This window comes from Variovorax sp. EBFNA2, from assembly GCF_033802765.1.
Classification (GTDB): Bacteria; Pseudomonadota; Gammaproteobacteria; order Burkholderiales; family Burkholderiaceae_C; genus Variovorax; species Variovorax paradoxus_H.
This window is the reverse complement of the sequence record NZ_CP138496.1, coordinates 792,548-806,303: the sequence shown is the minus strand read 5'-3', so window position 1 is coordinate 806,303 and position 13,756 is coordinate 792,548. Positions and strand designations below refer to the sequence as shown.

General features: G+C 68.1%; 14 protein-coding genes. 7 read left to right on the top strand and 7 right to left on the bottom strand.

Annotated elements, in window-relative coordinates; genetic code table 11:
• Window positions 1-4: 4 nt before the first annotated feature.
• The gene (locus tag RZE79_RS03580; RefSeq protein ID WP_319359050.1) at window positions 5-751 is read right to left on the bottom strand and encodes an SDR family NAD(P)-dependent oxidoreductase; all 747 of its coding nucleotides are present in this window, start codon (window positions 749-751) and stop codon (window positions 5-7) included.
• Entirely contained in the window at window positions 748-1,482 is a 735-nt protein-coding gene (locus RZE79_RS03575; RefSeq protein WP_319359049.1) for an SDR family oxidoreductase, read from the bottom strand. The genes RZE79_RS03580 and RZE79_RS03575 overlap by 4 nt, the downstream gene beginning before the upstream one ends.
• Window positions 1,483-1,646: 164 nt before the next feature.
• Here RZE79_RS03575 and RZE79_RS03570 point away from each other — a divergent pair, with 164 nt between their 5' ends.
• The 6 genes from RZE79_RS03570 (at window position 1,647) to RZE79_RS03545 (ending at window position 8,097) form a co-directional block, all read left to right on the top strand.
• Window positions 1,647-2,354 carry a FadR/GntR family transcriptional regulator gene (locus RZE79_RS03570; RefSeq protein ID WP_319359048.1) on the top strand — a complete coding sequence of 236 codons (708 nt, stop codon included), beginning with the start codon at window positions 1,647-1,649 and terminating at the stop codon, window positions 2,352-2,354.
• A 47-nt stretch (window positions 2,355-2,401) separates the two neighbouring features.
• Entirely contained in the window at window positions 2,402-3,409 is a 1,008-nt protein-coding gene (locus RZE79_RS03565; protein ID WP_319359047.1) for a sialic acid TRAP transporter substrate-binding protein SiaP, read from the top strand.
• A gap of 11 nt (window positions 3,410-3,420) precedes the next feature.
• Window positions 3,421-3,978 (top strand): TRAP transporter small permease, encoded by a 558-nt coding sequence (locus RZE79_RS03560; protein ID WP_319359046.1) that lies wholly within the window; start codon window positions 3,421-3,423, stop codon window positions 3,976-3,978.
• Window positions 3,979-4,028: 50 nt separating this feature from the next.
• Window positions 4,029-5,426 carry a TRAP transporter large permease gene (locus RZE79_RS03555; protein ID WP_319359045.1) on the top strand — a complete coding sequence of 466 codons (1,398 nt, stop codon included), beginning with the start codon at window positions 4,029-4,031 and terminating at the stop codon, window positions 5,424-5,426.
• 2 nt (window positions 5,427-5,428) lie between these two features.
• Complete coding sequence (locus tag RZE79_RS03550) at window positions 5,429-6,967, top strand: altronate dehydratase family protein (RefSeq protein ID WP_319359044.1); 1,539 nt, start codon at window positions 5,429-5,431, stop codon at window positions 6,965-6,967.
• A gap of 71 nt (window positions 6,968-7,038) precedes the next feature.
• On the top strand, window positions 7,039-8,097 hold the full coding sequence (locus RZE79_RS03545; RefSeq protein WP_319359043.1) for a malate/lactate/ureidoglycolate dehydrogenase: 1,059 nt from the start codon (window positions 7,039-7,041) through the stop codon (window positions 8,095-8,097).
• On the opposite strand, the gene RZE79_RS03540 is transcribed toward RZE79_RS03545, so the two are convergent.
• The 4 genes from RZE79_RS03540 to RZE79_RS03525 all read right to left on the bottom strand — a co-directional run bounded on the left by RZE79_RS03540 (window position 8,094) and on the right by RZE79_RS03525 (window position 11,981).
• A complete protein-coding gene (locus tag RZE79_RS03540) occupies window positions 8,094-8,981 on the bottom strand; it encodes a DMT family transporter (protein ID WP_319359042.1) in 888 nt (295 codons plus the stop codon). The genes RZE79_RS03545 and RZE79_RS03540 overlap by 4 nt on opposite strands.
• Window positions 8,982-9,192: 211 nt before the next feature.
• Window positions 9,193-9,843 carry a nucleoid occlusion factor SlmA gene (gene slmA, locus RZE79_RS03535; protein ID WP_319359041.1) on the bottom strand — a complete coding sequence of 217 codons (651 nt, stop codon included), beginning with the start codon at window positions 9,841-9,843 and terminating at the stop codon, window positions 9,193-9,195.
• An 87-nt stretch (window positions 9,844-9,930) separates the two neighbouring features.
• Window positions 9,931-10,824 (bottom strand): acetylglutamate kinase, encoded by an 894-nt coding sequence (argB, locus tag RZE79_RS03530; RefSeq protein ID WP_062471140.1) that lies wholly within the window; start codon window positions 10,822-10,824, stop codon window positions 9,931-9,933.
• A gap of 65 nt (window positions 10,825-10,889) precedes the next feature.
• Window positions 10,890-11,981, bottom strand: coding sequence for a glycosyltransferase (locus RZE79_RS03525; RefSeq protein WP_319359040.1), 1,092 nt, complete (start codon window positions 11,979-11,981; stop codon window positions 10,890-10,892).
• A gap of 45 nt (window positions 11,982-12,026) precedes the next feature.
• Here RZE79_RS03525 and RZE79_RS03520 point away from each other — a divergent pair, with 45 nt between their 5' ends.
• The gene (locus RZE79_RS03520; protein ID WP_319359039.1) at window positions 12,027-12,776 is read left to right on the top strand and encodes a glycosyltransferase family 2 protein; all 750 of its coding nucleotides are present in this window, start codon (window positions 12,027-12,029) and stop codon (window positions 12,774-12,776) included.
• Here the strand turns inward: RZE79_RS03520 and RZE79_RS03515 are convergent.
• Complete coding sequence (locus RZE79_RS03515) at window positions 12,773-13,756, bottom strand: glycosyltransferase family 2 protein (RefSeq protein ID WP_319359038.1); 984 nt, start codon at window positions 13,754-13,756, stop codon at window positions 12,773-12,775. The two genes, RZE79_RS03520 and RZE79_RS03515, sit on opposite strands and share 4 nt — an antisense overlap.

Below are 13,756 nucleotides of genomic sequence, written 5' to 3'. Positions count from 1 at the left end.
TGGATCAATAGGTGGAGCGACCACCGGACAGGTCGAAGACCGCGCCGGTGGAGAACGAGCAATCTTCGGTGCAAAGCCAGCCGACCAGCGCGGCCACTTCTTCCACCGAGCCGAAACGGCCCATGGGGATTTTCGACAACATGAAGGCGATGTGCTCGGGCGTCATCTGGTCGAAGATGGCGGTCTTCACCGCGGCGGGCGTCACGCAGTTCACGCGGATGCCGGTGTCGGCCAGTTCCTTGCCGAGCGACTTGGTGAGGCCGATGACGGCGGCCTTGCTCGCGCTGTAGGCGCTGGCGTTGGGGTTGCCTTCCTTGCCGGCGACCGAGGCGATGTTGACGATGCGGCCATGGCCTTGCTTGCGCATCTGCGCCACCACCTCGCGGCAGCACAGGAACACGCCGTTGACGTTGACCTCCATCACCTGGCGCCACTCGTCCACCGGATAGTCCCAGAGCTTGACGTTGGGCCCGGTGATGCCGGCGCTGTTGACCAGCGCATCGATGCGCGGCGCGTGCGTGAGCGTGGCGGCCACGGCTTTCGCGACCGAGGGCTGCTGCGTCACGTCGACCTTCAGCGCGAAAGCCTTGGCGCCGAGCGCTTCGGCCGCGCGACCGGCGGCGCCCTCGTCGCGGTCCCACAAGGTGACGCTGCCGCCCGAGGCGACCAACCGCTGCGCGATGCCGAAGCCCAGCCCGGTGGCACCGCCGGTGACCACCGCATGGCGGCCTTCGAAATCGAGCCGGTTCATATCGTGATGCCGCCGTCCACGGTGAAGTACTGGCCGGTGGCAAAGATGGATTCGTCGCTGGCCAGGAACACCACCACCGGCGCGATCTCCTCGGCCTGCGCGAGGCGGCCCATGGGCTGGCGCGCCACGAAAGCCTTGCGCGCGGCCTCGGGGTCGGCGTTGGCATTGATGCGGTCGCCCAGCGAGGGCGTGTCGACCGTGCCCGGGCACACGGCATTGCAGCGGATGCCGCGTGCCACGTAGTCGGCCGCCACGCTCTTAGTGAGGCCGAGCACCGCCGCCTTGGTGGTGCCGTAGACAAAGCGGTTGGGCAGGCCCTTCATGCTCGAGCACACGCTGGCCATGTTGATGATGCTGCCGCGCCCGGCCGCGAGCATGCCGGGCAGCACGGCCTGGATGGTCCACATCTGCGCACGCACGTTGAGGCGGAAGGCAAAGTCGAGGTCGTCGTCGCTGGCCTGCTCGATGGTGCCGTTGTGCACCACGCCCGCGCAGTTGAACAGCACGTCGAGCGCGGGCAGCTGCGCCACCACCGCGCCGATGGCCGCCTTGTCGAGCACGTCGAGCTTCAGGGCCGTGACGTTCGCGACGCCGGCGTAGGCCGCCAGCAGCTGCTCGTTGACGTCGGTGGCCCACACGCTGGCGCCCTCGGCCGCGAGCGCCAGCACGCTCGCGCGGCCGATGCCCTGGCCTGCGGCGGTGACGAGCACGGTCTTTCCCTTCAATCTCATGGTCGGTGTCTCCTGGGGGTTCGCAAGTGCGAGGGGTGGATTCGGGTTAGGCCCGATGGGTGACAAGTGTGAATCGCCGTATTCTGAATTGGCCTTACCACTTGTCCAATTCAGGACAACCCTTAAGCCGACCCACCGCCTCGCCCGCCACCCGCCCTGCTCCCGTGCCGCTCCAGACCGTCGAACCCCAACGCCTCTATCGCCAGATTGCCGACCAGCTCCGCGGGCTGATCGCCAAGGGCGAATTCGACGTGGGCGCGCGCCTGCCCGCCGAGCGCGACCTGGCCAAGCAGCTCGGCGTGAGCCGGCCCTCGGTGCGCGAGGCGCTCATTGCGCTGGAGGTCGAGGGCTGGGTCGAGGTGCGCACCGGCTCGGGCGTGTACGTGCTCGACCGCTCGCACCGCGCCAGCGCACCGGTGGCGCCCACCGAGTGGGGGCCGCTGGAGCTGATCCGCGCACGCCGCGTGATCGAGGGCGAGACCGCCGCCATCGCCGCGCTCTCGGGCAAGCGCAAGGACGTCGATGCGATGACGCGCGCCATCGCCACCATGCGCGAAATGGCCGATCGCAACGTCATGCCGCTGGACGGCGACCGCGCCTTTCACCTGGCCATCGTCAACGCCGGCGGCAACGTGGTGCTGGTCGAGACGGTGCAGGGCTTCTGGGACTCGCGCCGCGGCCCGATCTTCACGCGGCTGGGCGGCTACTTCGAGACCGTGACCTCGTGGCGCGCCGCCATCGCCGAGCACGAGGCGATTCGCGATGCCATTGCCGCGCGTGACGCCGAGACCGCGCGCACCGCGATGCACACGCACATGGACAACTCGCACCACCGTTTCAGCGCGAGCTGGCGCCGCGCCAAGCCCTCCTGATTCCTCGCCAGCATTCCTGCCCATTAACTACAACGGAGACAAGCCACATGATCAGCAGCAAGAACAGCAAACGCACCGCCCTCAAGGCCCTGGCCGCCTGCGCCCTCGCAGCCGGCGCATTGGGCGTGGCGGGCATCGCCAGCGCACAGACCAAGCTCAAGTGGGCCCACGTGTACGAGACCTCGGAGCCCTTCCACAAGTACTCGGTGTGGGCTGGCGACGAGATCAAGAAGCGCACCAACGGCCGCTACGAGGTGCAGGTGTTCCCGGCCTCCACGCTGGGCAAAGAAGCCGACATCAACCAGGGCCTGACGCTGGGCACGGTCGACATCATCCTGTCGGGCGCGAGCTTCGCGGGCCGCACCTACACGCCGCTGGCGATCTCGTACTTCCCGTTCATCTTCCGCGACGCCGAGCACCAGCTCAAGTACGCCAAGAGCGACGTGTTCAAGGAACTCGCCAAGGGCTACGACGACAAGAGCGGCAACCACATCACTGCGCTGAGCTACTACGGCGCGCGCCACGTCACCTCGAGCGCCGCGCGGCCCGTGGCCAAGCCCGAGGACATGAAGGGCCTGAAGATCCGCGTGCCCGACGCACCGGCCTACCTCGCGTTCCCGAAATCGCTGGGTGCCAACCCGACGCCGATCGCCTTTGCCGAGGTGTACCTGGCGCTGCAGAACAACACGGTCGATGCGCAGGAGAACCCGCTGCCGACCATCGAGGCCAAGAAGTTCTTCGAAGTGCAAAAGAACATCTCGCTCACGGGCCACATCGTCGACTCGCTGCTCACCATCACGTCGGGCCAGCTGTGGACCAAGCTCTCGGCGGAAGACAAGAAGATCTTCACCGAGGTGATGCAGGAAGCCGCCGAGAAGACCGGCCGCGAAATCATCGCGTCGGAAGCCCGCCTGGTGGAAGAGTTCAAGAAGAAGGGCAACAACGTGATCACGGTCGACAAGAACGCGTTCCGTGAAGCCGTGCTCAAGGCCACCAAGCCCACCGACCAGGGCTACCGCCAGCAGGACTACGACCGCATCCTGGCGATCAAGTAAGCGACGCGGCCATGACCGAACAGAAGATCATCGACGACGAGGGCCACTTCCATGCGGAGGACGAAGTGGTCGACCTGTCGGACACCATCGCCGAAGGCTGGATTTCCCTGGCCGTCTTCTGGATGCTGGGCCTGACGGTGTTCTACCAGTTCGTCACGCGCTACGTGATGAACGACTCGGCCGCCTGGACGGAAGAAGTGGCGCGCTACCTGCTCATCGGCGTGGTCTTCATCGGCGCGGCGATCGGCGTGGCGAAGAACAACCAGATCCAGGTCGACTTCTTCTACCGCCACATGCCGCGCGCCATGGGCCGCGTGCTCTCGATGGCCGTCGACGTGCTGCGCACCGCCTTCTTCGTCGCGGCCGTCGTCATGACGGTGCAAATGATGATGAAGATCGGCAACCAGACGCGCATGACGCTCGTCGACCTGCCGATGAACGTGGTGTACGCGCTGTGCGTGTTCGGCTTCGCCGCGATGGCGTGGCGTTCGCTGCAGGTGCTGCGCATCCACTGGCAGCGCGGCTACAGCGTGCTCGAACAACCCGAATCCACCCTGCGCGACCGCTGACGCGGACCCACCGGCCCACAGACGCAGGCGCGGTCCTGCGACACAACCCCATGCTGAAAATCATCTTCCTGTTCTTCATGGCCGGCGGCATCCCCGTGGCCATTGCCATGGCTGGCGCCTCGCTGGTCTACATCCTCGTGAGCGACAGCACGCTGCCGCCGTTCGTGGTGATCCACCGCATGGTGAGCGGCATCGACAGCTTTCCGCTGCTGGCCGTGCCCTTCTTCATCCTGGCCGGCAACCTGATGAACAACGCCGGCATCACCACGCGCATCTACAACTTCGCGCTGGCGCTGGTGGGCTGGCTCAAGGGCGGCCTGGGCCACGTGAACGTGCTGGGCTCGGTGATCTTCGCGGGCATGAGCGGCACGGCCATTGCCGATGCGGCCGGCCTGGGCACCATCGAGATCAAGGCCATGAAGGAGCACGGCTACTCCACCGAATTCGCGGTGGGCGTGACGGCCGCCTCGGCCACGCTGGGCCCGATCATTCCGCCGAGCCTGCCCTTCGTGATCTACGGAATGATGGCCAACGTGTCGGTGGGCGCGCTGTTTCTCGCGGGCCTGCTGCCGGGCGTGATGATGGCCGTGCTGATGATGCTCACGGTGGCCTACTACGCGCACAAGAACAAGTGGGGCGCCGACGTCAAGTTCTCGCGCACGCGCCTGTTCAAGGCGCTGATGGAACTGGTCGTGGTGGTCGGCTGGCCCATGCTGCTGTGGCTGCTGGTGGCCAAGCTGGGCACGCCGCCGCAGCTCACGGTGTTCGCGGGGCTGGCGTCGCTCTTCGTGCTCGACAAGATCTTCAGCTTCGAGGCGCTGCTGCCCATCATGACGCCGGTGCTGCTCATCGGCGGCATGACCACGGGCCTGTTCACGCCCACCGAGGGCGCCATCGCGGCCTGCGTGTGGGCCATGATTCTGGGCTTTGCCTGGTACCGCACGCTGTCGTGGAAGATGTTCATCAAGGTCTGCCTGGACACCATCGAGACCACGAGCACGGTGCTGTTCATCGTGGCGGCGGCCTCGATCTTCGGCTGGATGCTCACGGCCACGGGCGTCACCACCGACATCGCCGCGTGGGTGCTGAGCTTCACCAAGGACGCGTGGGTGTTCCTGCTGCTGGCCAACCTGCTGATGCTGTTCGTGGGCTGTTTCCTGGAACCGACGGCGGCCATCACCATCCTCGTGCCGATCCTGCTGCCCATTGCGACGCAGCTCGGCGTGGACCCGATTCACTTCGGCCTCGTGATGGTGCTCAACCTCATGATCGGCCTGCTGCATCCGCCGATGGGCATGGTGCTGTTCGTGCTGGCGCGCGTGGCGGGCCTGAGCTTCGAACGCACGACGATGGCCATCCTGCCCTGGCTCGTGCCACTCCTGCTGAGCCTGGGCTTCATCACCTACATGCCCAAGCTCGTGCTGTGGCTGCCCAAGATGTTCTATTGACCATGACACCCTACATCCGACTCCATCCTGCCGACGACGTCGTCATCGCGCGCTCGCAACTGCTCGGCGGCACGCGCGTCGAGAACGTGGCCGTGCGCGGCCTGATTCCGCCGGGCCACAAGGTCGCGATGCGCGCCATCGCGCAGGGCGAACCGGTGCGCCGCTACAACCAGATCATCGGCTTCGCGAGCAAGCCCATCGCCGCCGGCGAGCACGTGCACACGCAGAACCTGGACATGGGCCCCGACAAGGGCGCCGTCACAAAAGGTTTTGAACGCGACTACGCCTTCGGTGCCGATGTGAAGCCTGCGCCCGCCAAGCGCGAGGCCACCTTCATGGGCATCAAGCGCGCCGACGGCCGCGTGGCCACGCGCAACTACATCGGCGTGCTGACCAGCGTGAACTGCTCTGCCACCGCTGCGCGCGCCATTGCCGATCACTTCTCGCGCAAGACGAATCCGCAGGCGCTCGCGGCGTTCCCGAACGTCGATGGCATCGTCGCGCTGACGCACGGCACCGGCTGCGGCATGGACACGCAGGGCATGGGCATGCAAATTTTGGAACGCACGCTCACGGGTTACGCCACGCACCCGAACTTCGCGGGCGTGCTGGTGGTCGGGCTCGGTTGCGAGGCCAACCAGATCAATGCGTGGCTCGCGACCGGCCACCTCGCCGAGGGCGAAAACTTCCGCACCTTCAACATCCAGGACACGGGCGGCACGCGCAAGACGGTCGAGAAAGGCGTGGCGCTCATCAACGAGATGCTGCCGCGCGCCAATGCCGTGAAGCGCGAGCCGTGCAGCGCCGCGCACATCACCATCGGACTGCAGTGCGGCGGCTCCGACGGCTACTCGGGCATCAGCGCGAACCCGGCGCTGGGCGCGGCGGTCGACCTGCTGGTGGCGCACGGCGGCACGGCCATCCTCAGCGAAACGCCCGAGGTGTACGGCGCCGAGCACTTGCTCACGCGCCGCGCGGTGAAGCGCGAGGTGGGCCAGAAGCTCGTGGACCGCATCAAGTGGTGGGAGCACTACACCGAGATCAACGAGGGCGAGATGAACAACAACCCCTCGCCGGGCAACAAGGCGGGCGGGCTCACGACCATCCTCGAAAAATCACTGGGCGCGGTCGCCAAGGGCGGCACCAGCAACCTCGAAGCGGTGTACGAATACGCCGAACCCGTCACCGCGCACGGCTTCGTCTACATGGACACGCCGGGCTACGACCCGGTGAGCGCCACGGGCCAGGTGGCGGGCGGCGCGAACCTCATCTGCTTCACGACGGGGCGCGGCTCGGCCTACGGCTGCGCGCCCTCGCCTTCGCTCAAGCTCGCGACCAACTCGGCGCTCTGGCAGCGGCAGGAAGAAGACATGGACATCAACTGCGGCGAGATCGTCGACGGCACGGCCTCGATTGCGGAGATGGGCCAGCGCATCTTCGAACTGGTGCTGGCCACGGCGTCGGGCGCGCAGTCGAAGAGCGAGCAGCACGGCTACGGGCAGAACGAGTTCGTGCCCTGGCAGGTCGGCGCAGTGATGTGAGGCCCGTGCAGCCCATGCCCGCCCTCCCCTTCGGCTACGCCATCCCATTGAACGAACGAGGAGCCTGATCCATGTCCAGAACACTGCCGGCCGACGGCCTGCAAACCAACGTCGCGCGCGTGCTCGAAGCCGCGGGCAGCAGCGCCGCCGAGGCGCAGCAGGTGGCGGCCAACCTCGTGCTGGCCAACCTCAGCGGCCACGACTCGCACGGCGTGGGCATGCTGCCGCGCTACATCGATGCGGTGGCCGAAGGCGGCCTCGTGCCCAACGCGGCTGTGAAGGTCAACCTCGACATCGGCACGCTGATGGGCCTGGACGGCCAGCACGGCTACGGGCAGATCGTCGGCGTGCAGGCGATGGAGCTCGGCATTGCGCGCGCGAAGCAGCACGGCAGTTGCATCTTCACGCTCGCGAACGCGCACCACCTGGGGCGCATCGGCCACTTCGCGGAGATGGCGACGGCGCTGGGGCTGGTCGCGATGCACTTCGTCAACGTGCTCTCGCGGCCCGTGGTGGCGCCCTGGGGCGGCGGCGACGGGCGCTTCGGCACCAACCCGTGCTGCATCGGCATTCCGCTCGCGGGCGCCGAGCCCTTCGTGCTCGACTACGCCACCAGCCGCGTGGCGCAGGGCAAGATGCGCGTGGCCCACAACAAGGGCGAGCAGGTGCCCGACGGCTACCTGATCGACGAACGCGGCGCGCCCACCAACGACCCGGGCGTGGTCGTCGTGCCGCAGGGAAACGGCCTGTTCGGCGCGCTCATGACCTTCGGCGAGCACAAGGGCTACGGCATGGCGGTGGCCTGCGAGCTGCTGGGCGGCGCGCTCACGGGCGGCGGCACCTGGCACCGGCCGGCGGACACGGCACGCACGGTGCTCAACGGCATGCTGACGGTGCTGATCGACCCCGTGAAGCTCGGCACGCAGAAAGCCTTCGACGACGAAGCACGTGAGTTCATCGACTGGCTGCGGCAAAGCCCACCGGGCCAGGGCTTCGAGGCCGTGCAGATCGCGGGCGAGCCGGAGCGCCAGGCGCGCGCGGCACGCCGGCGCGACGGGGTGTGGGTCGATGACGCGACATGGGGCGAGATCGTCGCCGCCGGTGCGAAGGTGGGCGTGGCCGTCGCCTAAGCTCGCCGTGCGGCGTTGCGCGACTTCTGGCTCAGCACGAGTGCGATGCCGCCGAGGATCGCCGCCGATGCAAGCGCCAGCCGCGGCGTGATCGCCTCCGACAGGAACAGCACGCCGCCGAACGCCGCCAGCAGCGGCACCGACAGCTGCACCGTGGCCGCACGCAACGCCGACAGGCGGCCCAGCGCCGCGTACCAGACGACATAGCCGAGCCCCGAGGTCAGCGCCCCGGAGGCCACGGCCAGCGCGATGCCGCGCGCATCGGCATGCGCGCGCGTGGCGAACACCAGGCTCAATGCGAAGGCCATCGGCACCGCGCGCAGGAAGTTGCGCGCCGTGGCGGCCAGCGGGTCGGCCACGCCCCGGCCGCGCAGCGAATACACACCCCACGCCACACCCGCCACCGCCATCAGCACGGCACCGAGCAGCGGCGGCGCGGCAACGCCCGGCGACACGAGGTAGACGAGTCCGGCCGCCGCGAGGACGAAGCCGAACCACGCCAGCACCCCGAAGCGCTCGCCGCCGCCCAGGCCCGCGCCCAGCATCGTGAGCTGCACTGCGCCGAAGAGGATCAGCGCGCCCGTGCCCGCGGACAGGCTCAGGTAGGCGAAGGAGAAGAACGCGACGTACGCGAACAGCATCACGGCGGGGAGCCAGCTGGTGCGCCCGAGGGCCGACGGCTGCGCGCGGAAGCGCACGACGAGCGCGAGCGTGACCGCGCCAGATGCGAGCCGGATGCTGCCGAAGCTGGCGGGGTCGATGCCGCCGTGTTGCAGCGCGAGCCGGCACAGCAGCGAGTTGGCCGCGAACGCGACCATGGCGACTGCGGTGAGCGCGACGACGTGCAGAAGAAGGGCCGGGCGGGCAGCGGCGGCGTCAGACATGGCGCGCCCCGGAAGGCCTATGGCCGCGCGGGCTGCGGGAAGGACAAGCGCTCATGCGAACCTCCGATCCAGAGGTCATGCGAAACGGGCTTGTCACCGCGGTATCACGTGGCGGCAAGGGAGGAATTCATCGTACGCGCCGCAAGAGGGCGCGTCGAGTTCGACAGGGCTCGAGCGGACCGGCTGGACGCCGGCCGGCCTTGCCGTCACGTCAAACGATCAGGGCGATCGTGGCTTCCAGGTGTTCAGAAGGCGCGCGGCGGAAGCCCGAGCGCGCAAAGCGCTGCAGCTGCCCGACCACGAAGGCCGTGAGCGCCGCGGCCCGCACCTGCGCATCGACGCTGGGCGTGGCGGAGCCGTCGGCGGCGGCCGCGCCGCGCAGCACCTGGCGCAGCGTGGCCTCGATCTTGTCGAAGAACTGGTTCATGCGCTGCTGCAGGCGCTCGTTCTCGTAGACCAGCGCATCGCCGACCATGACGCGCGTCATGCCGGGATTGCGCTCGGCGAACTGCACGAGCAGCGTGAGGATGCGGGCGGCCTGCTGGCTGCCGGTGGCACCTTCGCGCTCGAGGATCTGGTTGACCAGCGTGAAGACGCTCTGCTCGATGAAATCGATGAGGCCTTCGAACATCTGGGCCTTGCTCGCGAAGTGGCGGTACAGGGCCGCCTCGCTCACCTCGAGCCGTGCGGCCAGCGCGGCGGTGGTGACCCGCTCGGCACCGGGCTGCTCCAGCATGGCGGCCAGCGCCTGCAGGATCTGCACGCGCCGCTCGCCCGGCTTGGGGCGCTTGCGCGTCGGTACGGCGGCGGGCGTTTCGGCCGGGGTCTCTACGCCGGGGGCAGCTGTCTCTTCGTTCTGCATGGGAGCGCGTGCAAAGATGTAATCAATTGATTCTCGCACAGCGCAGTGAGCGCGCGCCTTCGGGCTGCGGAAGGCTCGCGAGGGCGTTCAGCGCGCCCGGATCATCGTGCCGTAGGCCTGGTCGGTCAGGATCTCGAGCAGCATCGCGTGGGGCACGCGGCCGTCGATGATGTGTACTGCGTTCACGCCGCTCTTGGCCGCATCGAGCGCGCCTTCGATCTTGGGCAGCATGCCGCCCGAGATGGTGCCGTCGGCGAAGAGGTCGTCGATTTCGCGCGCGCTCAGGTTGGTGAGCAGGTTGCCGTTCTTGTCGAGCACGCCGGGCGTGTTGGTCAGGAGCATGAGCTTCTCGGCCTTGAGCACGGTGGCGAGCTTGCCGGCGACGACGTCGGCGTTGATGTTGTAGCTCTCGTTCTCTTCGCCGAAGCCGATCGGGCTGACGACGGGAATGAAGGCGTCGTCCTGCAGCGCCTTGACCACGCTGGGGTCGATGGAAACGATGTCGCCGACCTGGCCCACGTCGTGGTGCACGTTGGGGTCGGTGCGGTCGGCCAGCTTGAGCTTCTGCGCGCGAATGAGGCCGCCGTCGCGCCCCGTGAGGCCCACGGCCTTGCCGCCGGCCTGGTTGATCAGGCCCACGATGTCCTGCTGCACCTCGCCGGCCAGCACCCATTCGACGACTTCCATGGTCTCGGCGTCGGTCACGCGCATGCCCTGCACGAAGCTGCCCTTCTTGCCGAGCTTGTTCAGCGCAGCCTCGATCTGCGGGCCGCCGCCGTGCACCACCACCGGGTTCATGCCGACCAGCTTGAGCAGCACGACGTCTTCCGCGAAGTCGGCCTGCAGCGCCGGGTCGGTCATGGCGTTGCCGCCGTACTTGATGACGATGGTCTTGCCGTGGAACTTGCGGATGTACGGCAGCGCCTGGGCCAGGATCTCGGCCTTGTCGCGCGGAGGGATGTTGAGGACGGGATCGGTCATGGACAGTCAGGCTCCGAAGCGGTGGACGAAGGGAAGGAATTCTCGCAACAAGGGGGCGCCGGCGGTCAGGGCCGCAGCCAGCGCGGGACCTTGAAGCGCACGATCATCAGGTACGCCCCGACGTAGGTCGTGACGAACAGAAGGCAGAACAGCATCAGCACGAAGGTGTTGTTCCAGAACAGCACCGCGGGCACCACCGACAGCGCGGCGAACATCCACAGGTAGGGCGAGGTGCGGTTGTTGCGCGCCAGCAGCTGGCGCGCCTCGTCGTCCGCGAAGGCCACGCGCACGATGCGCCGGAAGATCAGCTGGTGAAAGTGCAGCGCGTCGGCCGTGCCCGGCGACTGGCCGCGCGCCAGCTTGCGGTAGATGGAGAACAGCGTCTCCCACACCGGGTAGATCAGGAGCAGCATCGGGAACCACGGCGACACCACGCGGTGGCGCTGCACCAGCGTCACGCAGGCCACGGCGATCACCATGCCCCAGACGTAGGCGCCGCCGTCGCCGGCGAAGATCTTGCCGCGCGGGTAGTTCCAGACCAGGAAGCCGAAGGTGGCGCCGACCAGGCAGATCACCATCGCGGCGAGTTGCCGGTCGCCCAGCTGCAGCGCGACGTGCGAGATGGCCAGGCACACGAGCACGGCCACGGTGCCGGCCAGCCCGTTGTAGCCGTCGATGATGTTGAAGGCATGCGGCAGGCCGCCGATGGCCAGGGCCGCGAAGACCAGCGAGGCATACGGCAGCACTGCGAGCCAGCCGTCGAGCGTCTCGAAGCCGGTGCGCGCCACGCCCAGGCCCTGCACCCAGCACACCAGCAGCGCCGAGCCGATGGTCAGGCCCAGCCGATAGCGCACCTTGACCTGCTGGGTCACGTCTTCGACGATGCCGCCGAGCACGGCGGGCAGGATGCACACCAGCGTGAGGATCGAGGACTTGAGCGGCCAGGCGATGTTCAGCGGCTCGATGAGGCCGGCGCCCAGCCAGGCCGCGCTCATGCCGAGCATGATGCCGGCCCCGCCCAGACGCGGCACGTGGCCCTTGTGGAAACGCTGCGGCATGTCGGCGCCGTAGCGGCGCGCGTGTCTGCGCGCGCGGCGCATGAACAGCTGCACCGCGATGGCAGAGACGAAGAAACTGAGGATGATCAGGGCAATCATGAGTGGGGTTGGGGGAACCCTAGAATTCCCGAGCGAAATTAGACCATGCCCACGCCCCCTTCTTCACCCCAAGCCCCGGTCACCCTGTCGATCGTGAGCCACGGCCAGCTCGCGCTGGTGCTGCCGCTGCTCGAGCAGCTCGACCGCCACAGCCGAGGCTCGATCGCCAAGGTCGTGCTCACGCTGAACATTCCCGAGGCCGACCTGAGTGCAGGACGACACTGGGGCTTCGCCATCGAACGGATCGAGAACCCCACGCCCCTGGGCTTCGGCGCCAACCACAACCAGGCCTTCGCGCGCTGCGACACGCCCTGGTTCCTGGTGCTCAACCCCGACATCCGCTTCGACGCCGACGTGCTGGCCCCGATGCTCGCCCAGGCCGCGCCCGACGCCGGCCTGATGACGCCGCGCATCCTGGAGTCGGGCCGGCCCGTGCCCGAGCCGCACCGCGCCCTGCTGACCCCCTTCGAGATCCTGGGCCGCAAGAAGCCCGGCTACCAGCCGCCGGCCGTGCCGGCCTGGATTCCCGGCCTGTTCATGCTGTTCCGCAGCGAGGCCTACCGCCAGATCGGCGGATTCGACGAGCGCTTCTTCATGTACGGGGAAGACTTCGACATCTGCGCGCGCACCCGGCTGGCCGGCTGGAAGCTCCAGGTGACCGAAGACCTGCACGCGCGCCACGACGCCCAGCGCGCCAGCCACCGCAGCAAGAAGTACCTGTACTGGCACGTGACCAGCCTGCTCAAGGTGTGGCTGTCGGGGGCGTTCTGGCGCTACCGGCGGCTGCAGGACTAACCGCGCTCGAAAAGATCCTGCGCGACGGCGTGGCCGCCCCGGCCAAAACGCGCATAGCGCCCTCGACCGGCCTCGATGAGGATCGGCACCAGCCGCAGGAACCGCGCCGCCGGCAGCTGCGCCCTGAAACGCTGGTGCGCCACCTTGGCGCGCTGCGATGCCACGTACCTCGCAGGCACCCGGTCGCCGAGCTGCTGCAGGCGCTGCAGCAGCGCCTCTGCCCGGCGCAGGCGCCCGACGTGCTTGTCGCCGCGCTCGGCAAAGGCCTTGGCCATCTTTTCGGACAGCGTGAGACGCCGCGCACCGATCTGGTTGCTGGCGTGCTGCCGGTAGTCGATGGTGGGCTCCGGCAGGACGTCCACGCGCCCGATGGCGGCGGCAACGGCCCCCAGCCACTCGTCGTGCACCCATTCCGGCGCGAATGGCAGGGCCGCGTCGAGCAGGGTCTTGCGGAACATGGTGGTCGCACCGGTCACCAGGTTGCGCCGCAGGAACACGTCGAAGGCCTCGCCCTGCGCAATGGCCGTCAACTCTCCGGGCTGCACCTCCAGGGCATGAAAGAGGGTCGAGCCCAGCGGGGCCAGCCGGTCGTCGACCAGGCGGGCGTCGGTGTGCAACAGCAGCAGGTCGGGGCGCGCTTCGAACTGCGCCACCATGCGCGCGAGCCGGCCGGGATGCCAGACATCGTCCTGGTCGCACAGCACGATCAGGTCATGCTGGCAGGCGCCCACGGCCTGTTCGAAATTGCGCGTGACGCCCAGAGCCGGCTTGTTGCTGAACACCCGCAGCGCCACGCGGTCCGCCACCCCGCATTCGGCAAGGGTGTCGCGCACGACCGCCAGCGTGTCGTCGCTGGAGTTGTCGTCGGACAGCACGATTTCCAGCGGCAGCGGCACCTGCGTGCAGATGCTGCGGACCTGGTCGGGAAGATAGCGGGCGCCGTTGTAGGTACACAGCGCGACGGAAACACCGGGCGCCAT

Excerpts from the sequence above, each read along its gene's own strand:
- RZE79_RS03580 (WP_319359050.1), bottom strand. The coding sequence starts at position 751 with ATGAACCGGCTCGATTTCGAAGGCCGCCATGCGGTGGTCACCGGCGGT.
- RZE79_RS03575 (WP_319359049.1), bottom strand. The coding sequence starts at position 1,482 with ATGAGATTGAAGGGAAAGACCGTGCTCGTCACCGCCGCAGGCCAGGGC.
- RZE79_RS03565 (WP_319359047.1), top strand. The coding sequence starts at position 2,402 with ATGATCAGCAGCAAGAACAGCAAACGCACCGCCCTCAAGGCCCTGGCC.
- RZE79_RS03560 (WP_319359046.1), top strand. The coding sequence starts at position 3,421 with ATGACCGAACAGAAGATCATCGACGACGAGGGCCACTTCCATGCGGAG.
- RZE79_RS03555 (WP_319359045.1), top strand. The coding sequence starts at position 4,029 with ATGCTGAAAATCATCTTCCTGTTCTTCATGGCCGGCGGCATCCCCGTG.
- RZE79_RS03550 (WP_319359044.1), top strand. The coding sequence starts at position 5,429 with ATGACACCCTACATCCGACTCCATCCTGCCGACGACGTCGTCATCGCG.
- RZE79_RS03545 (WP_319359043.1), top strand. The coding sequence starts at position 7,039 with ATGTCCAGAACACTGCCGGCCGACGGCCTGCAAACCAACGTCGCGCGC.
- RZE79_RS03540 (WP_319359042.1), bottom strand. The coding sequence starts at position 8,981 with ATGTCTGACGCCGCCGCTGCCCGCCCGGCCCTTCTTCTGCACGTCGTC.
- slmA (WP_319359041.1), bottom strand. The coding sequence starts at position 9,843 with ATGCAGAACGAAGAGACAGCTGCCCCCGGCGTAGAGACCCCGGCCGAA.
- argB (WP_062471140.1), bottom strand. The coding sequence starts at position 10,824 with ATGACCGATCCCGTCCTCAACATCCCTCCGCGCGACAAGGCCGAGATC.
- RZE79_RS03525 (WP_319359040.1), bottom strand. The coding sequence starts at position 11,981 with ATGATTGCCCTGATCATCCTCAGTTTCTTCGTCTCTGCCATCGCGGTG.
- RZE79_RS03520 (WP_319359039.1), top strand. The coding sequence starts at position 12,027 with ATGCCCACGCCCCCTTCTTCACCCCAAGCCCCGGTCACCCTGTCGATC.
- RZE79_RS03515 (WP_319359038.1), bottom strand. The coding sequence starts at position 13,756 with ATGGCGCCCGGTGTTTCCGTCGCGCTGTGTACCTACAACGGCGCCCGC.